The sequence below is a fragment of the Methanococcoides sp. AM1 genome, from assembly GCF_900774055.1.
Lineage (GTDB): Archaea > Halobacteriota > Methanosarcinia > Methanosarcinales > Methanosarcinaceae > Methanococcoides.
This window is the reverse complement of the sequence record NZ_CAAGSW010000003.1, coordinates 87,901-111,922: the sequence shown is the minus strand read 5'-3', so window position 1 is coordinate 111,922 and position 24,022 is coordinate 87,901. Positions and strand designations below refer to the sequence as shown.

General features: G+C 40.7%; 13 protein-coding genes. 8 read left to right on the top strand and 5 right to left on the bottom strand.

Translation table 11 applies throughout. The annotated features are described in order from the left end of the window. Positions 1–97: 97 nt before the first annotated feature. Positions 98–1,360: a diaminopimelate decarboxylase gene (locus E7X57_RS05635; RefSeq protein ID WP_135611490.1), complete on the bottom strand. Its 1,263-nt coding sequence runs from the start codon at positions 1,358–1,360 to the stop codon at positions 98–100. A 402-nt stretch (positions 1,361–1,762) separates the two neighbouring features. Beyond that, a complete protein-coding gene (locus tag E7X57_RS05630; RefSeq protein WP_244603610.1) occupies positions 1,763–3,622 on the bottom strand; it encodes a sensor histidine kinase in 1,860 nt (619 codons plus the stop codon). 379 nt (positions 3,623–4,001) lie between these two features. Here E7X57_RS05630 and E7X57_RS05625 point away from each other — a divergent pair, with 379 nt between their 5' ends. Continuing rightward, positions 4,002–7,058 carry an ATP-dependent DNA helicase gene (locus tag E7X57_RS05625; protein WP_135611484.1) on the top strand — a complete coding sequence of 1,019 codons (3,057 nt, stop codon included), beginning with the start codon at positions 4,002–4,004 and terminating at the stop codon, positions 7,056–7,058. 223 nt (positions 7,059–7,281) lie between these two features. Here the strand turns inward: E7X57_RS05625 and E7X57_RS05620 are convergent, their stop codons facing one another. The 3 genes from E7X57_RS05620 to E7X57_RS05610 all read right to left on the bottom strand — a co-directional run bounded on the left by E7X57_RS05620 (position 7,282) and on the right by E7X57_RS05610 (position 12,531). Then, positions 7,282–7,767 carry a hypothetical protein gene (locus tag E7X57_RS05620; protein ID WP_135611482.1) on the bottom strand — a complete coding sequence of 162 codons (486 nt, stop codon included), beginning with the start codon at positions 7,765–7,767 and terminating at the stop codon, positions 7,282–7,284. A 58-nt stretch (positions 7,768–7,825) separates the two neighbouring features. After that, positions 7,826–10,180, bottom strand: coding sequence for a HEAT repeat domain-containing protein (locus tag E7X57_RS05615; protein WP_135611479.1), 2,355 nt, complete (start codon positions 10,178–10,180; stop codon positions 7,826–7,828). Positions 10,181–10,509: 329 nt separating this feature from the next. Continuing rightward, complete coding sequence (locus tag E7X57_RS05610; protein ID WP_135611475.1) at positions 10,510–12,531, bottom strand: nuclease-related domain-containing DEAD/DEAH box helicase; 2,022 nt, start codon at positions 12,529–12,531, stop codon at positions 10,510–10,512. A gap of 250 nt (positions 12,532–12,781) precedes the next feature. On the opposite strand from E7X57_RS05610, the gene E7X57_RS05605 reads away from it, so the two are divergent. The 7 genes from E7X57_RS05605 (at position 12,782) to E7X57_RS05575 (ending at position 23,944) form a co-directional block, all read left to right on the top strand. After that, positions 12,782–13,585 carry a tryptophan-rich sensory protein gene (locus E7X57_RS05605; RefSeq protein ID WP_135611472.1) on the top strand — a complete coding sequence of 268 codons (804 nt, stop codon included), beginning with the start codon at positions 12,782–12,784 and terminating at the stop codon, positions 13,583–13,585. 302 nt (positions 13,586–13,887) lie between these two features. Continuing rightward, positions 13,888–14,922 (top strand): nuclease-related domain-containing protein, encoded by a 1,035-nt coding sequence (locus E7X57_RS05600; RefSeq protein ID WP_210409036.1) that lies wholly within the window; start codon positions 13,888–13,890, stop codon positions 14,920–14,922. Between the two features lie 32 nt (positions 14,923–14,954). Beyond that, a complete protein-coding gene (locus E7X57_RS05595) occupies positions 14,955–18,227 on the top strand; it encodes a helicase-related protein (RefSeq protein ID WP_135611469.1) in 3,273 nt (1,090 codons plus the stop codon). Further along, entirely contained in the window at positions 18,224–18,886 is a 663-nt protein-coding gene (locus E7X57_RS05590; RefSeq protein ID WP_135611466.1) for a DUF4391 domain-containing protein, read from the top strand. Before E7X57_RS05595 ends, E7X57_RS05590 begins: the two co-directional genes overlap by 4 nt. Positions 18,887–18,918: 32 nt before the next feature. After that, entirely contained in the window at positions 18,919–20,166 is a 1,248-nt protein-coding gene (locus E7X57_RS05585) for a site-specific DNA-methyltransferase (RefSeq protein WP_167880906.1), read from the top strand. Continuing rightward, positions 20,070–20,858: a DNA methyltransferase gene (locus E7X57_RS05580; RefSeq protein ID WP_135611462.1), complete on the top strand. Its 789-nt coding sequence runs from the start codon at positions 20,070–20,072 to the stop codon at positions 20,856–20,858. The genes E7X57_RS05585 and E7X57_RS05580 overlap by 97 nt, the downstream gene beginning before the upstream one ends. Before the next feature lie 11 nt (positions 20,859–20,869). Continuing rightward, entirely contained in the window at positions 20,870–23,944 is a 3,075-nt protein-coding gene (locus tag E7X57_RS05575; protein ID WP_135611460.1) for a type III restriction-modification system endonuclease, read from the top strand. The last annotated feature ends 78 nt before the right edge of the window (positions 23,945–24,022 follow it).

Genomic DNA, 24,022 nt, shown 5'->3' with positions numbered 1-24,022 from the left:
AATGCAATAAGATGAATGCAATTTATAGAAAAAAGAAGAGCATATTTTGAAAGGAGATCTCCGTTCCAAAATATGCTTCAGAACTAAAGTTCTTTTCTTAACTGAAGTCCCCGAGGCCCTCAAGGTCAAGGGTTACAAAGTGATCTTCGATCGTTTCTGCCCTTCTTATCTGGGCAAAACTGCCATCTTCCCTTAACAGAAGTTCAGCAGAGCGGAGCTTACCGTTGTAATTGAATCCCATTGCATGACCATGAGCACCAGTGTCGTGGATCGCAAGCAGGTCACCACGCTCGATCTCGGGAAGCATCCTGTCAATGGCAAACTTATCATTGTTCTCACAAAGGGAACCTGTAACATCATACTTGTGTGTTTCAGGCTGGTCTTCCTTTCCAAGAACTGTTATGTGATGATATGCACCATAGAGACCAGGCCTCATGAGGTTTGCCATACAGGCATCAGTTCCTACATAATCCTTGTAGATGTTCTTGAGATGTCTTACCTCAGTAACAAGGTAGCCATACGGACCTGTGATGGTTCGACCACACTCAAGGTAGATCTTCAGCGGGTCAAGTCCATTGGCCTTGATCTTTGCATCATATTCCTCTTTGACACCCTTTGCAATGACATCGTATGGAACAGCTTCCTGATCCGGCATGTAAGGTATTCCAATACCGCCACCAAGGTTCACGAAATCGAAGCGGATGTCAAGCTCCTTTGATATCTCGACAATTGTCTCGAAAAGCAACCTTGCGGTCTCGACAAAGTAAGATGGGTCCAGTTCATTAGATGCTACCATTGTGTGCAGTCCGAAGCGCTTGACACCTTTCTCTTTGAGCATCCTGTATCCTTCAAAGAGCTGTTCCCTTGTAAAACCGTATTTTGCCTCTTCCGGATTTCCAATGATGGCATTGCCTTTCTTTAGAGTACCCGGGTTGAACCTGAAACATACAAGTTCAGGAAGTCCAGCCGTCTCTTCAAGGAAATCGATGTGGCTGATGTCATCGAGGTTGATGATAGCACCGAGCTCTTTTGCCTTGACGAACTCTTCTGCAGGAGTGTCATTTGAGCTGAACATTATGTCCTCACCAACGATACCGGACATCTCAGAAAGAAGTAATTCAGGTAATGAGCTGCAATCAGCACCGAAGCCCTCGCTTTTCAGTATCTTCAGAATATATGGGTTTGGTAATGCTTTGACAGCAAAGAATTCTGTGAATCCTTCGAGAATGCTGAAAGCATCCTTGAGCTTTCTTGCATTCTCCCTTATTGCTTTCTCGTCATATACGTGGAAAGGGGTCGGGTACTGTCCTTTTATCTCCAGTATCTGTTCCTTTGTGAATGGAAGTGTCTTTAAGACCATTTTTTAATTCTCCTAATTAGGGTTCTGGTGTACTGTAGTTACTTCAAAGTTAATACTATTTGCGATGTTTAAACGCTTTGGTTAATACATACACCATTTTTTGTATTCTGTTTTTGTAAAATATGATGCAATAAAAGGTGTGACCCATATATGAATAAAAGTGTAAAACTGCCACTGTAAAGATCCTGCCTAAACCGCTATCAAATGAATAAAGGAGATCAGAACTATGAAACGTTCAACACTACTGGAAAAGCAAATAAGGTCTGAATTGCATAATTTTATGAACAACTCGGTTCGACCCGTTACTTTGTAGAGGTAAAACCAGGAGGATATGAACCTGGCGTAAATTGTGGGTTTTGTGATATTGAGTGGAAATCAGAGAACTACCCGGTATACGTGCCATCAATCCTCATCAACCATTTGTCCTATTGGAATTGTAAATGTGAACGTACTGCCTTCGCCTAATTTACTCTCCACCCATACCTTACCACCGTGCATTTCAACAAATTTCCTGACAAGTGCAAGGCCAAGCCCGGTGCCCCCATACTCTCTGGTATTTGAAGAATCAACCTGATAGAAAGGGTTGAACAGTTTATTCTGATTCTCTGGTGAAATGCCGATGCCGTTGTCCTTTACATAAATATGCACAAGGTCCTCTGAGATTATTCCTCCAATAGTAACCTCTCCTCTTTGATCTGTGAACTTAATGGCATTGTTCACGAGGTTGTAAAGAACCTGCTTGAATTTTATCATGTCTGCTTTTATGGTAGACACTTCAATATCGATGCTATATTTCAGGTCAATATCCTTCTCTGATGCGATCGGTATCATCAATGCTTCTATTTCATCAATAGCATCGTGTGCAACGAATTCATTAATATGAAGTTCCATCGTCCCGAGTTCAATATTTGAGAAATCCAAAAGATCACTGATCAGCTCCAAAAGATGATTTGCATTTCTAAGAACATCAGATGTATATTTCTTTTGATGTTCGTTCAAAGAGCCATAATTTTCACTATCAAGTATATCCGAAAAACCAATGATCAAAGTAAGAGGAGTTCTTAGCTCATGGCTCATATTTGAGATGAATTCACTCTTAGTACGATTTGCATTTTCAGCTTCAATTTTTGCATACAACAATGCATTCATTGCTTTTTCATTGTCCTTTGTAAGCTTGCTCATATTGTCCAGTATTTGATTGAGGCTCAGAGGGATCTTCTTAAAATCGACCTGTACATCGGTATCAGCCCTTGTATCAAAATTTCCGGTCAATGCATTGTCGGATATCAATTTAAAATCGTTTAGCATTTTTTTGATGGTTTGGTCTGTCGAGCGTGCAACCATATAAGCAATCCCACCCACGAGAATAATTGAAAATAGTGACATAGATATCAGCCTATCCCGCAAGATCGTTGCTCCAGCAAGCATCTCATCTTTTGGAGCACAGAGCACAAAACTATAGGTTCCTTCATTTATAGGCTCATAGAACATTACAACTTCTCTGCCTGTGTCAGGGTCAATTGTTTCGATGTATCCTCTCTTACCATCCCTGATCTCGGTTGCCATCTCAGAGAACTCCGGAACACCAAAGTCATTTAACGTCTTTGTCCCGATCCACTCCTTATGCTCAGGATGTGACAACAGCATTCCGCTATTACTTGTAATAAAAGCATAACCGCTCTCAAAAGCAGCAACATCAGAAACGACCTCATCAAAATAATTGAGAGACACATCAACCCCGCCGACCCCAACAAACTCACCATTCCTGAGAATAGGAGAATCATAGCTTACCATCAGTATTCCCTGGTAAAGGTAAGGTTCTGTGACCACGTTTTGTTTGAGTTTCTTTGGACCCTGGTAATATTCTGATGTTTCATAATCTACCAGAGGCTCAACACTTATCGGGCCGTTTATCGTGTTCCAGTATGGTACAAACCTTCCGGTCTCATCATGGCCTTCCGCTCCTATGAATTCAGCATCCTTCCCGTCAAAAGCATTGGGTTCATAGCCAACATAAACTCCAACCAGTTGAGGGTTCTCCAAAAGTAAGCCCTTTAGTATATAATTCACCTCATCCCTATCAGCTGACTCATAATTACTCATTGTTGTTGAAATCGTTTTAACAATACCCTGGTTTGTTCTTGTATTACCATCGAAATAATTTGCGTAGTTCTTGGTAAGTTCTATGGACTGCTGATATGCCATTTCCTCCTGCTGAGATATTACTGTAGAAATACTAACTATTGCAGATACAGATAGCACTAAAAAAGCACCCAGGATGACATAAAGAAGGATCTTATTTTTTAGGGAGATGTTATTCGATTCCATTTCAAAAACTCGTAGGATTATATTGTTGCCTGAGGTATTAGATGCGGGATGAACAGTGTTAACTTATATACGTGTTTTGGTAATAATTTAGCCTTTCCTAAAACTTTTCATTTATATGTAAATTTGGAGTGAACGGGTAGTCACTATTGGAATTTTGCTTCATATATGAGGATATTAATGAAAGCTGGTACACAGATCAAACGCTGGAAATAAACTCAACTCCCAAGACAAAATAGCAAACTATAACACTCCTAAAATCTGTAACCCCTTATAGAACATTTTCCAAACCAGAACTACAAAGGGGTACCCGATCTTGCCATCCACCAAACTCAACCCGGACCAACTCAAAGCAGTCACATATACCGAAGGCCCACTCCTGATCCTCGCCGGCCCCGGCTCAGGAAAGACATTCACAATCACAGAGAAAGTGGTCGATCTCACCGAAAACAACCTCTCCCCGGAAAAGATACTGGCACTCACCTTCTCCGAAAAAGCAGCCGGAGAGATGCAGGAGAGGATCGAGAACAAGATAGGCGTCGGATCTGGCATCACAGTCTCCACTTTCCACTCATTCTGCAACGACCTGATACGTGAGTTCTCCCTGTACCTTGGCATAAACCAGAACGCAAAGCTGATCTCAAAGGAACACTCCCACGTCTGGGGGATCAAGAACATCGATTCCTTCGATTTCCAGAACCTTGCCATCCCTACACAGCCATACGACCTCATAACCAGCCTGCTGGAAGGAGTATCCCAGCTGAAAGACCATCTGGTATCTCCGGAAGAACTGGCTGAATATGCAGGCAGGAAACTGGAAGATGAGAGTATCGACGAAGGTGAAAGGGATGTCCTGTTAAAGCTGAGCGACCTTGCAAGATTCTATGAGCATTACCAGCAGTACAAGAGTGACAATGGTTTCCTTGACTATGACGATATGATCACCATGGCCTGCAACCTCCTTGAGACGAATGATGTTGTCAGGAACATGGTAAGATCCAGGTATGACTATGTTCTCGTGGATGAGTTCCAGGACACCAACTTTGCACAGCTGTTCCTGGTGCACCTGATCGCAGATGGCAATAACCTGACCTGCGTGGCTGACGATGACCAGTGCATATACCGTTTCAGGGGAGCATATCTTGCCAACATAGAGCAGTTGCAGGAATACTACCACTCCCTTGAGAAGATCCCGCTTGAGAAGAACTACAGGTCAAGCTCCCAGATCGTACAGCTCTCCCAGCAGCTTATCGCGAACAACCCGCAGAGGCAGGAGAAGAAACTCACAGCCCACAATGGTGAAAAGAGTGAGGTAAAGGTGGTCAAGGCACCTGATGATGTGAGCGAGGCAGAGTGGGTTGCTGAAGAGATCACGGACATGATCAATGACGGTGTCCGGCCGGGGGAGATCTTCATACTTACCCGGAAAAGGGCTGACGGCAAGAAGTTCAGCGAATCATTGAAGCAGAGGATGGTCCCTGTGGAATTTGTCGGTAGCCTCCAGCTGAACCGTTTCCCGGTGGTGAGGGAAGCAATGGCATACCTCCATGTAGTAGCTGATCCTTTCAACAACGGGATAGCCTTTGCAAAGATACTGTCAAGGGAAGGTGTGAGCGAGCACAACCTGCAGAAGATCAACCTCCAGGCATTGAAGATAAGCAGGGATGACAGCGATACAGGCGACGGGATATATTCCGTGCTGCTCTACCACCTTGACGAGCTTGACATCAGCCAGAAGGACCTGATCAGGTCCATCGTGTCCCGGCTCAATGACCTGATAGAATACAAGAAGAGCCACCTGCCATCGGATACTGTGAAGCATCTGCTGTCCGAGAAGACCGACTTCTACAGGACACAGTTGCAGGAGGATACGCAGGTATCCAGAAGGAACATTTCCATCCTGAACTCCCTTGTCACCACTGTAGAAGACCTCGAGCTTGTGGATGGCGGCAGTGAGCTGGAAACCGTGGTTGAGGATCTGGAGCTGGTGTTCGGGCTTGACCTGGACGAGGGAGTGTCCAGTAATGAAGATACTGTTAAGGTGATGACGATCCACCAGTCCAAGGGCAAGGAAGCAAAGGTGGTGTTCGTATGCGACATGGCCACCAGGCATCTTCCTCTGACCTACAGGAGAAAGGCCTTCACCGTGCCAAAAGCGCTCTCAAAGGGCAGGCAGAGGGATGTGGATGAAAAGGTGCTGCACCTTGAGGAGGAAAGAAGGCTGGCCTATGTTGCCATGACAAGGGCAAAGGAAGAGCTTTTCCTGGTGTTCCCTGAGAAGTATGAAGGCAACAAACGGAAGGTCTCTGCGAGCGAGTTCCTCACACAGCTTGAGTACACCTCAAATCCGCTGGTCGAGTATATCGAAGCAGAGCAGTTCGAAAGGAAGAGCGAGGTGGAGGATGTCTCACCCCTGATGAAGAAAAAGGACGAGTTCCTCCGGATGCTCAGCATGTATTCAAAGCAGGGCCAATTAAAGCAGGCCCTGAAATCCCTTGTGGTCCTCGCCCAGCTGAGGGAGATCGAGGATGAAGGCAACCTGTCTGCCTTTGATGCAAAGGATTTCCTGCAGGTCAACCCGAAAGGACCGCAGGAACTGGAGGACCTCATCGATAACAACATCCCGCCACTTGTGGACCCGAACATGAGATTCTCGGCTTCCAAGATCAAGACATACCAGGACTGCCCGCTGAAGTTCAAGTACGGGACAGTCCTCAACATACCCACTCCGCAGAAGGCCTATTTCCAGGTCGGTACAGACGTCCACTCCGTCTACGAACAACTGTCCCAAATGGACATGAAGGGAGAATCCATTGACATCTCCACAGCCAACAAGCTGCTGGATGACATCTGGGACCCTGCAGCCTACCCTTCCAGAACCCAGGAACAACAGGAACACGGCAAGATGAAGCAGATGCTGGACTTCTGGTTCCGCTTCGAAGCCGACAATCCCAACGAGACCGTTGCAGTGGAAGAATGGTTCGACCTCGACCTGAACGGTGCCCATTTCGGAGGAGTCATCGACAGGGTAGACCGGACACCGGAAGGCGAATACATCGTCATCGACTACAAGACCGGCAAAACCACCCTCTCAAAGAACAAGCTGAAGGACGATGTCCAGATAGCCCTCTATTGCCTGGCCGTGAAGGAGATGTACGGCAAGCTCCCGGTAAAAGCAGGCCTCCTTTACGTCAACCCCGAGGTCCAGGAGCTCCGGATGATGGATGTAGATGAGGAGAGGATTGATGCTGTGGTGGACGGGATCAATGCTGTGGTTGCAAGGGTCTTGAAGGATGACTTCGAGGTTGATGGGGAGCCAAATTGTTATTATTGTGATTTTAAGGGGATCTGTGAGTGGTGGGAAGGGGAGTGAGGTTTGTTTTTGAAATGTTCTCTGGAAAAGCCCATTTGGATTTTTAATTGTCATGTTCCCATATTACCACTGATTGATTGTCATTTTACAGCAATTAATTAAATCATCAAAATATATAAATTACTTTAAGAATGGTCAGATAGACAAACGAAAAAGGAAAAGATAGTGAATTAAATTTATGATTCTTTTTAAAACACCACAATCTGACATTCTTTTTTCCTTTTCAGTCTATTTCTGAGATTTTTTCACCCCAGAATATGCAGAACTCTTCGTAGACTGGGTCGAAGAAACGTTTGATAACAAGTGCTGCTATTACAGGTGCAACTGCCGGGGCCATGCCGAACTGGGTGACAAGTAGGGCAGTCATGACTGCCGCAACCTCAGTCTCTCCAATATTGAAAGCGTTGGCAAACTTTTTAAGGTCTTCTTCATCCTCTGCAGTAGATTTGCAAAATAGGTTGTACATCTCTTGCTCCAGTCGCCTATAGATTCGCTTTCCGAATTCCTTCAAGTCGTCAATGAACCCCATCTCAGCTTCCTCATAAACAACTTCCGGCTCGAAAGCGCTACTCACAGCAAAATCTTTTGCGATCGCTTGAGAGCGGATGCCAAGCTCCACATAAAGCTGGTTTTCATCGGCTTTCAATAGTTTCTCCACGGCCAATCTGGCCTCTATGTTCAATTCAGACTGTTCACTCATTTCTGACATTTTCTTACTCCTTTACTTGTTTCTCTCAATTTTCCGGTTTTAATTACATAGAAACAGTTCATTTCAATAGCACAGGAGGACTAAAGCAGACTGTAGCAGGGCCGAAAAGTGTGTAAGCAAGTCCTAGCGGATTGTGAAGCTTTACAAAATGCCATCTTGCTTCAAGGAGGACCTTGCCCACCTCTTCTCCAGAAAGTATGTCTTCCAAGAACTTTTCTGCAAATGGATGAGCAAACTCAACGGTCATCGGACATTCGGTCCCTAAGACTGCACAGGCACCCCGGTCCAAGAAGAAATGGATAAAGCTATCAGAAAGTGAAGGTGTTACCTGGGCAGATTCACACATGTTCAAGATTACTAGAGGACTGGCGTAAAAATTGCTCACATGTTCATAGAGTTCACGGAGGTAGAGTTTCCCATAGCTTAGCCCTATCCAGGAGCGTTCAGGTTCAAAACTGCCTTTTTTTATGCTATCATAGAGCAGCTTATAGGTTTTGCGCAGAGGTGAATCTTGATCCAGCTTTTCATATTGTTTCACAAAAAAATCCAGATTCGGTCCCACCCCTACATCCGCCATTCTGTGTCGGGTGTAGCCATGAGTGTAGAAGTATAGTATATCGGAATTGCAGTTTTCCAAGAGTTCGTAGCAGCTATCTTCATCTGTAATAGGGCCAGTAACTTCAAAAGTCCCCTTGCTTTCTTTGGCCAGCTTTTTCATAAGGGTTTTTTGCTCTTTCGCATTCCTGAACTTCTCCCATAGCATGAAAGCCATTTTAAGACTGCTCTGGAAGGAATGAGGCTCATCAGGCTTCCTGAGAGGCACAGGATTTTCGGCATCAATAGGAGACCTGAAATATCCAGGTGGTTGTTGTTCGATGCAGTATCGCAGACCCCAGAAACCTTCATATTCCAGTTCGGATGCACGCTTAGCCACATCTCTGTCATAGAGCAGAGCCCAAGGGAAGACGAAATTAGAGGCTTCTTCCTGGATGGAAATTTGGATGATCCCCCCTTCTTCCAGGGGATGTTTCTCCAGCCACTTACCTATTTTATACATGGCACTGTTTGTTTCCTGCCGGAAAAGCTTTGTCCAGAGACCACGCCCTTCCTTTGCAAGCTTCTGCATGTTTTTGTAAAATTCAAATTTATTCCCCTCAACCTGATTAGAAAATGTATCACTCAGCGCGATGTCATACCAGAGCTTCCTGATGCAAACCAGATCAGATTCCAAATCATTTTCAGAGAGGGGAACAGGGGCTGAAAATTCGACCTTTCGTTTCAAGGCTTTGTAAAAAGCGAATGTAAAATAGTAGTTTTCCCTTCGTCTGCTGATGTCAATATGCATGACCCTGGGCCGGACAGAGTCAAAATCCACGTATTCCCGCTCCAGCCTTTCTTGCTTGAAAGATACAGGATTTTCCAGCTCCAGCTGGGAGCATGTAGGGTCATCCATTTTCCCTACGACTTCGGCACTGATTACATCAACCTCGAGCATGTTGAACTCATAATACAGACGCACTCTAATTTTGGCTAAATTATTAGAACTTGAAGTCTTGCAGAGAGGCTTTATTTTGAAGTAAGCATTCTTCGTAGAATCTCCCTGAGGAGGAAGCCTCAAGTATTGCACTGGTTCCTCAATTCTAATAACATTTTCATCCTCTGCCTCCGCAGTCACCATAACCGTCACATCTTGCTTCTGTTTCGGTTCCCTGATACTTCCCTGCCTTTTTCCCAAAAATGAAATCCCAGTAGGCTTTTCCCGCACGGCAACTTGTAGACAATGCCATTTTTCCGCTTGTAGAGGATAGCCCTTTTCTATTTTTTCTCCAAGAACTTTCCCTTTATAATGGAAAAAGGTAAGATCAGCATATCGAGGAGTAGGGTTTCTAGTTTCTTTCTCAACAAGTCTAATCTCAGGTTTCGGAATCTCTTTGTGCGCAATTACCTCTTCGAATCTTGCTTTATCAAATTCCACTACTTTTATTCTAGGTTTATTTGCTTCGAATTCCTCTTCTGGGAGAGAAAACATTTTGAATGCTTTTGGTTGAGCGCGACGAGCTATCGATGGAGAAACTTTCATAGTTTGAATAAAAGTTTCGGATTCTCTTACACTTTCAATTTCACGAAGAGCCTTTGCTGCACTAATTCGAACTCCCTTGCTTTCATCCTTCAGCGCATTATTAAGAGGTTCTACTGCTCTTTCATCTCCAATTATTCCAAGAGCCTTTGCTGCACTAATCCGAACTCCCTTGCTTTCATAATTCAGTAAATTTATAAGAGGTTCTACTGCATTTACATCTCCAATTTCACCAAGAGCCTTTGCTGCACTCCTTCGAATATTCTTGCTTTCATCATTCAGTAAATTTATAAGCAATTCAGCATCTTTTTCTAACTCATTGTTGTCCCACTCCACAAAAAGAACCCCCTCGAATAAAACTCTACATATCACTCTCTGGTTATGCAATAAATAGATTTTTGTTAGTGATGTATATTTTCTTTGAAGGAGATGTATCAGTAATTGAAGAAGAGAGAAATGAATATTCGGTTCAATTTGTCTTGTTTTGAAGATAATTTTTCAAAAGTAGCTCTTGTAAAAATATCCTGATTATTTCATTTCAGATTGTCCACCCTTATATAGGACAAGTAAAAGATTTGCTACTTCATCTTTCGGAGATAATCCTCATCCCACTTTATAGTGGAACTTAAGCGAAAATCAAAGATGCGTTTTAAAATCCACATTTTTTATTTGATTAAACCTAACTTCTCGAGTCTTGCTTTGATTCCACCATTCTGTCTTCCCAACTCAGAAGCAATTTCACTAACTTTCTTCCCAGAAGTGTACATTTTGGTTAATTTTGATTCTTCATCAGGAGTCCATTTCTGATATGCATTTTTGTAAACTTTTCTGATCATATTGAGATTGAATTTTTTATCATTTTCTTCTAATTTGTTAACTGGTTTTGCAGATTCGAATGCTTTCTCATCTTCAAAGGATAAAGATGAATCAAACGACACTTGGTTGTAGCATTCTATCAGCTCATTAAAAACGGGTCCACCTTCTGAATCAGGAGAGTGAATTATCAATTTTTCAGAAGCACGAGTCATTCCTACGTATAAAAGTTTCTTGTCTTTGACTTTATCGACATCGACAAGGATGCAAACTTTAGCTTCAATACCTTTAGCAGAGTGGTATGTGACAAAATTCATTTTATTTTCGTCAAGATGTTTTGAAGCTATAGAATTTGATTGTATATTCTCATTCATCATTCGATACAGTTTGTTGCGAAGATTATTGTTCGGAAGCAATACTAGAATATCACTAGGATTGTATTGTGGATTTTTCAATAAATCTTCTAATAGATTATTGATGACTTTGGAATTGCCTTTGATAAATTCTATATTGTTGTCAATATCAAAATTACAACAAATTCCATCTCTTCCTTCATAGAAGTTCTCTACTTCCTTTTTTGTTGATGGATTTTCCATTAAATAATCTAAAGCCAGATTCACATGAGTACTTCCGGAACGATATGATGTTTTTAGAAGTTTAGATCGTCCTACAATATTGATTCCCAAACTCTTCCAGTTATGAGTTGAGGGATTGTAGATACTCTGCAGCCTGTCGCCTGCTAAAAATATGTTTTCAGTTTTTTGACCATTGTAATCATGTTTTTCACATAATAGCAAGCAAAGCTTCATCCATGCATCATGGAAATCTTGATATTCATCGATTAAGATTGCATCACAAACTGGTTGGACATTTTGCGCTTTTTCGATTGCTTTGTATGGCAATATTAATTCCCAATATTTATCTGGAAGCGGATCTGGTATGATGCTAACATCTGCAATTGACTTTGCAAGGCTGTGGAATGTTGAAATTTCGATATTCTGATACTTCACTCCCATAAGATCTAAATCTTCGTGGATTGATTTTAGCTTACTTTTCAGCTTATCTGCGAGTGAATTATTGTAAGTTAAAATCTTAATTTTCCAATTTGGATTTTCTCTGGCAAGGTGTACAGCTCTAGCCAAAAGAATAACAGTTTTCCCACTTCCTGGAATTCCAGAAACCATGTAATGTCCATATGGAATTCTTCTAGCGAATTTTTCCTGTTCAACATCCAAGGTTTTGATAATACTATTCTCAGTTGTATTTTTTCGGCCATATTCCCAAAGCTCCTTTTGTACAGTTTTGACTTTAATTTCTGGGAAAAAGGTGCTTCTCATAACTGAAAAATTATATTCATTAATATACTGAACCTCTTCAGAAAAGAGATCGTTGATTGTAAGATCGGTTATATTTTCAGATGTTATGCACTTTGAAGGGGGTTGGAATAGACATTCCTCGTATTCTTCGAGTTCTTGTGACTTAATATTAGGAAGAATTACATTTGAATATAAGCCATATTTCAACTCGCGTTTCTCATCAAGCAATGAAGCTTGGTTTTGTAACCTACTCTTTGCAGCGTTGAAATAGAGATTTGCTTTGTAGATGGGATTATGTCTAGTGTTACCATTAACAACTGCATTCAATGGATTCATCTCATCGACATAATCCAAACTCCAATCTTTGACTTCAATAATCGAAACGCCTTTGTATTCATCAATCAAAATGAAGTCTGGATTCCACTTTTTTATGCGAGGTTGATAATAGAGATAAGCATTCCATTTTGCGTCCTTATAGATTTGTTTTATCTTGTTAGCTATCCTTTTTTCTCCATCCGTTAATTCGGATTGATCAACCTGCATTATGTTTAAAACCAATTTAGTGCCCCTCTACCAACATATAAAATTATTAGTACAGATATATTGTAAGAATGTACAGTAAATATAAATTTATCTATTTGTACATCTTATTATTTGAAAATTACAACTTTTTGATTTTAAACTTCCATCATCTTGAAAAACAGAAATTCCAGCAGAACAAGTTGTGACTTTTGTAAAAAATTATTTAAAGAAATATTAACAGATTAAATCAATAGTAATATTCGCATTGACGGGGGTCAAATCTATCATGAACACAAACCAAAGAAAACAAACAATCAAAATCGTCACAGCAGTAACGTTCCTGATAATGATCACCGTCAATGCACTGGCCAACATCCTCCCCATCAACGACATCACCACCGGCCAGCTCTCAGAAGCCTACCCCAATCTCTTTGCCCCTGCAGGAGCAACCTTTTCGATCTGGGGACTCATATATCTGTTACTGGGAGGGTACACCCTTTACCAGCTCGGCATCTTTCAGGGAAATACAGCCACCGACAGGACCGAGCTCATCTATAAGCTTGGAATCCTCTTCTCTGTATCTTCCATTGCCAATGCATCCTGGATCCTCGCATGGCACTATGAAATAATCCCATTGTCCATGTTGCTGATGGTCGTGATCCTCACTTGCCTGATCCTGATAAATCAGCTTACAAGAAGGGAACAGTTTTCAAAAGACGAATATTTCTTTATCAGGCTTCCATTTAGCGTTTACTTCGGATGGATCACCGTAGCAACCATTGCCAATGCCACTATACTTCTTGTCAGCTGGGGCTGGAAAGACTTTATTTTGAGTGACGCTTCCTGGACTGTTATAGTAATTGCTTTAGGACTTGTTATCGGCCTTGCGACCATGCTGAAAAACAGGGATGTTGCCTACGGACTTGTTATTGTCTGGGCTTACTCGGGAATATTGCTAAAGCACACTTCCCCTGAAGGATTTGGGGGGCAGTATCCAGTGATTATCAGTACGACGATTGGGTGTATTGTGTTGTTGCTTCTTAGTGTGGTTTATCTATTGATTTCAAGAAGTAAGAGGATGGGGTATTGAATGTAGTCGGGTTGGAGAGGGATTAAAATATTCATGCTATTATTTCTAACAGATCTTTCTTGATGTAATGCCAATCCTGATTAAGATTTATCGACATTATCCTGATTCTGTGATTTTCATAATTGTAACAAAAATTAAAGTTACACTCAAAATCAATGACAAAATAGATAAAAATAAATATATTAATAGCCTCAAATTTGAGAAATGTATGATTTGGCATTTAATTTCTGTATTTATAGCTCAATCAGGAAGTATTAAGAGTGGTAATTCAATAGGGAAGGTCAGGGGCAGAAAAAGATTTAATGAATCTTGCTAGAGAGAAGGGTTTCCCAATATCGGATTTAACTGAAATAGATTTTATCTCGAAAGATGTTAAAAGACAATACAATGAAGAAAAACCAATAATCTCTAACCAAATTAAATTGGAAATAAACGACATACATACAAAATTAGAAGATGCCGAAAATACTATAGAATTACGAAAACCTCAGATAATGAAAGAAATAGATTTAGAATCTGAGAAATTAAAAGAAGAAGCAGAAGAGTTAAAAACAATTGAATTTAACATAAAAATCCTGTTCCATTATTTTTTCAGTAAATTGAAATTACGTCGTTATTACAAGAGATTACAATATCTTGAGACGCATACACAGATTGAAATAAATAAAAGACTTGAAAATTCGTTTTCATCATTAAATCTACTAAAAAGCAGACTTAATCATCTCGAAAATAATACTGATGCAGAAGTAGAATCTAGGTTATCCCACTTAGTATCTCAAATTAGTAAAATAGAAGAAATAAAGAAATCGAATGAATATAAAGGGGCTTTAGGAGAGTTAGCTGTTATTAAAAATTTAAGCAAACTTTCCGATGATTATTATCTATTCAACGACTTGTATATTGAATTGAAGGACTACATCAAGTTTAACGGTTCAACTTTGAAATCTGCCCAAATCGATCACCTTGTAGTAGGTCCTACGGGAGTATTCGTAATTGAGACAAAGAATTGGAGTAATCATTATACTCAAGATGTCTTTAATGATGGATCTTATACCCCATATGACCAGATTCAGAGAAGTGGTTATCTTGTATATCGCTATTTAAACGACTACAAATATGGAAATTCATTAGAGAAACTTTATTATAACCTTGCAAAAGATGAAGTAAAAGTAAAATCAATACTTGCAATAGCGGGTTCTACTATTCCTTTTGAAAAACATCGTTTTGTGAGGGTACTCAATTGCAATGTTGTCTCATCCCATATCAAAAAAGGTAAAAGGATTTTCACAACTACGTCTATAAATGAAATCGCAAGCAAATGGTGTGTCACGTACTGAAATATATTTGGAGAAATAGATGGTGAAAAAGCATGCAAATACTAGATAATATAAATGACCTATGGGGAGATGATCTGAAAAAAACTCTCGAGCCCGGTACGAAGCTAAAAATTGCTGCTTCTTGTTTCTCCATTTATGCCTATGAAGCTTTAAAAACAGAGTTAGAAAAGATTGAGTCTCTTGAGTTCATCTTTACTGCTCCAGCTTTTGTAGCAAACGAGGTTACAGACAAAGTATCTAGAGAGCGTAGAGAATTTCACATTCCTAAAAAACAACGTGAACAAAATCTATATGGAAGTGAATTTGAAATTCAGCTCAAAAACAAACTTACCCAACGGGCAATAGCCAAAGAATGTGCCGACTGGATACGAAGAAAAGCAACGTTTTGCTCGAATTCAACAAAAGCTCCGATGCAGCAATTTGCCTGTCTGAATACGGATGATGAAGATACATCTTACATGCCCTTACACGGTTTTACTGCAGTTGACCTTGGGTACAGCCAAGGGGACGCTGTTTCTAATTTTATTAATAAGTTTGATGATACTATATCCACTAAAACCTGGCTGGATCTTTTTGACATGATCTGGGAGGACGATTCCAAGCTACAGGATGTGACGGACAGTATCTGTACACACATTGAATCTGTTTATAAAGAAAATTCACCGGAAAAGATCTATTTCCTTATGCTTTACAACATCTTCAATGAATTTCTTGAAGATCTGAACGAGGATGTGCTTCCTAATGATCTGACCGGCTACAAGAACACTGTTGTATGGAATAAGCTCTTTAATTTTCAGCAGGATGCCGCTACAGGCATTATCAACAAACTGGAAAGCTACAACGGATGCATTCTGGCTGATAGCGTGGGCCTCGGCAAAACATTTACTGCACTAGCAGTCATAAAATATTATGAACTTAGAAATCGTTCTGTGCTTGTGCTTTGCCCAAAGAAGCTTGAGGATAACTGGCAAACCTATCGAAGTAATTACAAAACAAATATACTGGCACAGGACCGTCTGAATTATGATGTTCTTTTTCATACGGACCTTTCACGCCGAACAGGCACATCTTCCGGCTTGGATCTGAATAAGATCAATTGGGGCAACTACGACCTCGTAGTCATAGATGAGTCTCATAACTTCCGTAACAACGATACCTACAAGGATAAAGAGACACGATACCAGAAACTGATGAACTCAGTGGTCCGTGACGGCGTTAAAACGAAAGTGTTGATGCTTTCCGCTACGCCGGTAAACAATCAGTTCAATGACCTTCGCAATCAACTTGCTCTTGCGTATGAAGGAGAATCTGAGAATCTGAGCCAAAAGCTGAGAACTGATAAAAGTATTGAAGAGATATTCCGCCACGCTCAAACTGTTTTTAATCAATGGTCGAAATTGCCTCCTGAAGAGCGAACAGCCAGATCAATTCTGGATGCTCTTGAATTTGATTTTTTCGAACTGCTGGACAGTGTTACTATAGCCCGCTCCAGAAAGCATATTGAGACATTCTACGATACAACCGACATTGGGAATTTTCCGATAAGACGAAAACCCCTGTCATTTCGTTGCCCCTTAACAGACCGTTCTGATGTAATGAGCTTTAATGAGATTTATGCACAGCTTTCTCTGCTGAAACTTTCTGTTTATGCACCTATCAACTACATCCTTTCAAGTAGACTGAAAAAATATGAAGAACTTTATGATACCTCTGTTGAAGGTGGAAAGGGTAAACTTCGTCAAGCTGATCGTGAAAAAAGCCTTCAGTCACTGATGACGACTAATCTATTGAAGCGCCTTGAAAGTTCGGTTGAGTCTTTCAGACTGACGCTTGGAGTCCTGGAAGAAAAGCATAAGGATATGCTCGCCAAAATAGAGCAATTCAAGCGGTCAGGTTCGGATCTTTCGATTCATGATCTGGCAGATTCTCTTGGAGACCTTGAAGATGAAGATGATGACCTTACAGGATTGAGTGAATTCATGATCGGAGGGAAGGTACAGGTAAGTCTGGCAGACATGGATCTGCCATCATGGGAATATGATCTGAAGAATGACTTGGTTGTAATAACAGAACTCCTTTCTGAAATGAACAAAGTCACCCCTCAGGATGACTCAAAGCTGCAGCACATTAAAAGACACATTCAGGAGAAAATTCAAAACCCGATAAATCCGGGCAATAAAAAGGTCGTCATTTTCACCGCCTTTGCAGACACAGCTAATTACCTTTATGCAAACTTGTCTGAAGAGTTGCTCAAAATTGATGTGCACTCCGGACGTGTTACAGGCAAAGATGCACCGAAAACTACTCTGAAAAAAGGATATGATTTTCAGTCTATTTTAACGATGTTCTCTCCGGTCTCAAAAGAAAAAGCTCTTATCCTCCCTGATGAACCAGGAGAAATCGATTTATTGATTGGTACGGACTGTATTTCAGAAGGACAGAATCTTCAGGACTGTGATTACCTTATCAACTATGATATCCACTGGAATCCTGTACGTATTATCCAGCGCTTTGGACGTGTAGACCGTATTGGTTCTCAAAATGAATCGATCCAGCTGGTCAACTATTGGCCCGATATTTCTCTCGATGAATATATCAATCTGAAAGAGCGTGTTGAGAACCGAATGATCATTGCTGATGTTACTGCTACAGGTGATGATAATGTGCTTTCCGCACAGGCCAATGATGTTTCCTATCGAAAAGAGCAGCTCCGCCGCCTGCAGGATGAAGTCATAGAACTGGAGGACTTGAAAACAGGGGTAAATATCACGGATCTGGGGCTGAATGATTTCCGCATGGACCTGCTGAACCATATTAAAACAAATGGGGATTTAGGCCACCTGCCAAGCGGGCTGCACGCAGTCGTGCCATCAAACCCGGAAATAGGTTTGGTCCCCGGAGTTATCTTTACCCTTCGTAACCGCAATTCGGACGTCAATGTTAACCAGCATAACCGCCTGCACCCTTACTATCTTGTCTATATCGATAATGATGGAGAGGTTATCACAGATCACACGCAGGTAAAACCGTTGCTTGATCTGGCAAGAAGCAGTTGCAAGGGACAGGACAGTCCAATATACGATGTTTGTAAAAGGTTTAATTATGATACCAATGACGGTAGGGAAATGGTCCATTATTCAGATCTGCTGGGGCAAGCTATTCGATCAATGATCGAGGTAAAGGAAGACAACGATATTGACAGTCTATTCTCTGGAACTAACACCACGGCCTTAGTTGACACGATTAAAGGGTTGGATGATTTTGAGCTCATTTCCTTCCTTGTAGTTCAAGAGGAACAGGTATGAGTATTTTGTATGACTTCCCAAAAAGAGCTGTCTTTGGACGGATGCTTTCCAAAACCAAGATTTACGAGCATTCCACTCCAAGCTCCAAAGTAAAGGAATTGTTTACCAAGGAAGTGGAGAAGATGACCTGGGCCTATAAGTTATCCCCAGCAACACTCAACCTTCCAGTTAGTGAAGGAGTGCATGAGATTCAGGTCATTACGATCATTCTCAAAACAGGTACATTAGCTGAAGAAGTCTTGCAGACTATCGACAAAGCCATACCATCCCCAATTTTATTCCACCTCAGCTATAAGGATAAGAGCAAATATGTAGCAGCATATAAGCGCCCAAGTGAAGCTGACAAGAACAAATGGATTATCAGTAGTTACTTTAAAACCGAGTGGATAAATGACAGTTCTGACAAAGTGAAACTGCCAGTAGTCCTTAATATGGGTGCACTTTATCAATCATTTCTCAAAGCTATTATTCCACTTCCTTTCAAGAAGAATGAATCTTTAGATGAACTTGTTGCAAGAATAGATAACGTGTGTATCAAAGAAAGAAATGCAACAAAAATAGAATACCGCATGAAAAAAGAAAAGCAGTTTAATCGCAGAGTTGAGATGAACGGTTCACTTAATGAACTAAAACAGGAAATTGAAGAACTTAAAAGCTAAACATTGCAAGTGAAATATAGAGGATTTTAACAATGGATAAATTAAAGATGCACAGCCCAAATTTTACTGAAGAGAACATCTCAACACTTGCTGCACTGTTTCCTTATTGTGTCACGGAATCAAACGACAAAGATGGAAATCTAAAAAAATCAATCGATTTTGATCAATTAAAGCAGGAACTTTCTACACACATCGTAGAAGGACCACAGGAACGCTATACTCTCAACTGGCCAGGTAAGAGAGATGCTCTGTTAACCGCCAATGCTCCTATCGCTAAGACCCTCCGCCCTTGCCGTGAAGAAAGTGTGGACTTTGACACCACCGAGAACCTCTTCATTGAAGGCGATAACCTTGATGCTCTTAAGCTCTTGCAAGAAACATATCTCGGTAAGGTGAAAATGATCTATATTGATCCGCCGTATAACACTGGTAACGATTTTGTTTATGAAGATGATTTTTCAGAAAATACAGATGAGTTTCTTAAAAAATCAAATCAAGTTGATGAAAGCGGAAACAAACTTATAGCTAATACAGAGGCTAATGGCAGATTTCATTCAGATTGGCTAGATATGATTTATCCACGTTTAAGATTAGCCCGGAATTTGTTAACTGACGATGGAGTTATAATTGCTTCCATTGATGAAAATGAAATCGTTAATATTAGAAAAATATTTGATGAAGTATTCGGGGAAACAAATCTTCTATTCCAAATCACTTTGCTTTGTAACCCTAAAGGACGGTCGCAAGATAAATTTGTTGCCAATTCCCATGAGTATTTGGTGGGATATTCGAAGCAACAACTCAACAAAGGAGATCTAAACATCCCTAAAAGTGACGAAGAAATAGCAAAAAATTACAAATTAAAGGATGAAAAAGGTAGATACCGTGAGCTAGAACTACGCAATACACATAGAGAGTTTGGAAAACACAATAGAAAGAATCTTTATTACCCATTTTATGTAAGTAACACAGGGCAAGTTTCACTGGATGAAATTCCTGGTTCTATACCGATTTATCCTATTTGGGATGATGGGTTTGAAGGGTGTTGGACTTGGGGAGTAGACAAAGCAAGAAATCAAATTAATGAGATTGTAGCCAAAGAAGTCAAAGGCAGTTGGAAAATATATAGGAAAAATTATGCTGAGGGTGATAATGGCGAAGCTACAAAACAGGTTAAGTCAATCTGGACCGAAAAGCAGTTTCACACGGAAAAAGGACAAGCGCTTTTAATGAATTATTCCAATCGAAGAATAAAATTTTTCAGTCTCCTAAGTCTGTAGACACAATAAAACAACTATTACTGATGGCTGCTAATAAAGATTCTATAATCTTCGACTTCTTTGCCGGTTCAGCCACCACAGCCCATGCCGTTATGCAGCTCAATACCGAAGATGGTGGTAAACGAAAATTTATCATGGTGCAATTACCGGAAAAAACGAATGAAAAATCGGAAGCTTCCAAAGCTGGTTACAAAACGATTGCAGAAATTAGCAAAGAACGCATTCGCCGTGCCGGAAAGAAGATCAAAGAAGAGAATGCTACAACTGCTCCAAACTTTGATACCGGCTTCCGTGTCCTTAAAGTTGACAGCAGCAATATGGCAGATGTCTATTACACACCTGATAAAACAAAACAGACTGAACTTTTCAAGAATACCGACAACATAAAAGAGAAACGAACCTCTGAGGATCTGCTATTTCAGGTGCTTCTGGATTGGGGTGTTGATTTAGCGCTTCCGATTAAAAAAGAAACCATTGCGGAGCTTGAGGTCTTTTTTGTAGATGGCAATGCTCTTGCTGCCTGCTTTGTGAAAGATGGTCAGATTACTGAAGATTTCTGTAAAGAGCTAGCAAAGCGTGAACCTCTGCGAGTGGTATTCCGCGATTCAGGATTCGGTGATGATAGTGTTAAGATCAATGTTGAGCAGATATTCAAGCTCATGAGTCCGCACACGGATATAAAGACAATTTAAGGGGGCCTTTGATGAAACTCAAATTTAAAAATCAGGCTTACCAGACTCATGCAGTGGAAGCTGTGGTGGATTGTTTTAAGGGGCAACCAAATACTGCGGGGATCAGCTATCGTATTGATCCAGGCGTTAGAATAAAAAATGCAGACGGATCATACCAGCAAACTATTATTGATATAGGCTTGGTAGATGAAGAATCTGGATTTAAAAATCATGATCTTGTCTTGAGTGATCAGCAGGTTCTTGAAAACATACAGGAAATTCAACGTTTACAAAACCTTCCACAGTCGAGCAGTCTCGTTAAGACCAAAGTTTCGCCTCTGAATCTTGATGTTGAGATGGAAACCGGGACAGGTAAAACTTACTGTTATATCAAGACCATTTTCGAGATGAACAAGCAATTTGGGTGGTCAAAGTTCATCGTTGTAGTCCCGAGTATCGCTATCCGTGAAGGTATTTACAAGTCACTTGAGATCACGGCGGAACATTTTCAGGAAACCTATAACAAGAAAGCTAAGTTCTTTATCTACAACTCCAAGCAACTACACAACCTTGAGAGTTTTTCCTCGGATGCAGGGATAAACATCATGGTGATCAATGTTCAGGCATTTAACGCACGAGGTAAGGATAATCGCCGTATCTATGAGGAGCTTGATGATTTCCAGAGCCGTCGTCCAATTGATGTGATCAAAGCCAATCGTCCAGTACTTATTCTTGATGAACCACAAAAAATGGAAGGTGCAAAGACGCTGGATTCACTCAAAGAATTCAAACCCCTTTTCATTCTTCGATACTCAGCAACACATAAAACTCAACATAACAAAGTACACCGACTTGATGCATTAGATGCTTATAATCAGAAACTTGTGAAGAAAATTTCAGTAAGAGGCATTTCCGTTAAAGGGCTATCCGGCACCAATGCCTATCTCTATCTGGAATCTATCGAGATATCAAAACAGTCACCTGTTGCTAGATTAGAACTGGAAGTTAAACAGAACACTGGAATCAAAAGGATAATCCGTAAACTGGGCAAGGGTGACAATCTTTACGATCTATCAGGTGAGTTGGATCAATATAAAGGGTTTGTGATCTCCGATATTAATGCAGTGACTGATACCGTTGAATTTACAAACGGACACCAATTACAAGCTGGAGAAGCTACAGGTGATGTTAACACAGCCTCATTAAGACGAATCCAGATACGTGAAGCTATCAAAGCACATTTTGAAAAAGAACAAGTGCTTTTCCACCAGGGCATAAAGGTACTGAGCCTCTTCTTTATCGATGAAGTTGCAAAATACCGTATGTATACAGATGCTGGGGAAGAAGGTGGAGAATATGCTCAGATATTTGAGGAAGAGTATCAGAATGCTCTTAATGAGCTGAAAGAGGATTTGTCTATTCACAAAGATTACAGAAAATACTTAGACAACATACCAGTTAACCTCACCCACAATGGATACTTTTCTATCGACAAGAAAAGTAAGCGTATGATTGATCCAGCTACTGGAAAAAAGTCATCAGAGACGGATGATGTCGATGCATACGATTTAATTCTGAAAGACAAGGAACGACTTCTTTCTTTTGAAGAAGAAACTCGATTTATATTCTCTCATTCCGCACTACGTGAAGGATGGGATAACCCTAATGTGTTTGTCATCTGTACATTAAAACACAGTGATAACACGATATCACGAAGACAAGAGGTTGGACGTGGACTTCGTATTGCTGTCAACCAACATGGTGATCGACAGGATGATCCTGCAACTGTTCATCAGACCAATGTGCTGACGGTTATTGCCAGTGAAAGTTACAAAGATTTTGTAGGCGCTTTGCAACGTGATATCAGTGAATCCCTCTCAGAAAGACCTCGTGTAGCAGATGAATCATATTTCACTGGAAAGACTCTGCCAATTGATGGTGGTAATGTTGAAGTGACACCTCAAATGGCCAAGAAGATCTATAAGTACCTTCTAAAAAATGACTACACCGATGACAATGACAACATTGCTCAGGGATATCACGAAGCTGTCAAAAATGAGATGCTTGCCCCATTACCGGAAGACTTACAGCCTTACAAAGAGCAGGTTTTTCAACTAATTGATAGCGTATATAGCGATGCCAACTTACCACAAATTGAAAATGACCGTGGTACTAAAACAAATGCTCTGAACGCCAACTTTGATAAAAAAGAATTCAAAGAGCTCTGGAACAAGATCAATCGAAAAGCGGTTTACAGTGTGCACTTCGACAGTTCTGAACTGGTAGAGAAATGCGTGCAGACTTTGAACAAAGAGCTGCATGTAGCTCCTCTTCAATACACTGTGCAACGTGGTGAACAGGATGATGGAATTAGCTATGATCGGATGAGATCAGGAGACAGCTTTAGGATCATTGAAACCTCAACTGAACAAGATAGCAACTCAATTCATTCTGCTGTTAAATATGATCTGATCGGAAAAGTTGCAGAAAGTGTCCAACTGACCAGAAAAACCGTAACAGATATTCTGGGCAGTATTGAGGAAAAGACTTTTGCAAAATTTAAGATCAATCCCGAAAGCTTCATTGCTGAAACAACTCGCTTAATAAATGAACAGAAAGCGACCGTCATTATCGAACATTTAAGCTATGATTCGATTAATGAAACTCACGATATCGATATATTTACAAATGCTCAAACTAAACAGGACTTCAGCAAAGCAGGTGAACCGCTCGAGAGACACATCTATGATTATGTTATAACGGACTCCAAAATAGAACGCACTTTTGTCAAAGAACTGGATACAAGTTCCGAAGTTGTTGTGTATGCAAAACTTCCAAAAGGATTCTCTATTCCTACTCCAGTTGGAAATTACAATCCTGACTGGGCAATTTCATTCAAAGAAGGAACAGTAAAGCATGTCTACTTTGTAGCTGAAACAAAAGGTTCCATGTCTTCGATGCAGTTGAGGGAAATCGAAAAAACAAAAATAGAATGTGCCAGAAAATTCTTCGACGAAATCAACAGTAAAATTGCTCCAGACAACGTGAAGTACGATGTTGTGAGCAGTTATGGCAAACTGATGGAAATCGTCGCTGGCAAAGAATGAAGCTACAGATGGAAACATAAAATGGAAAACAAGCGGAGACATTGCTATTGCAATGTCATCGCAATGTAAGATCGAACT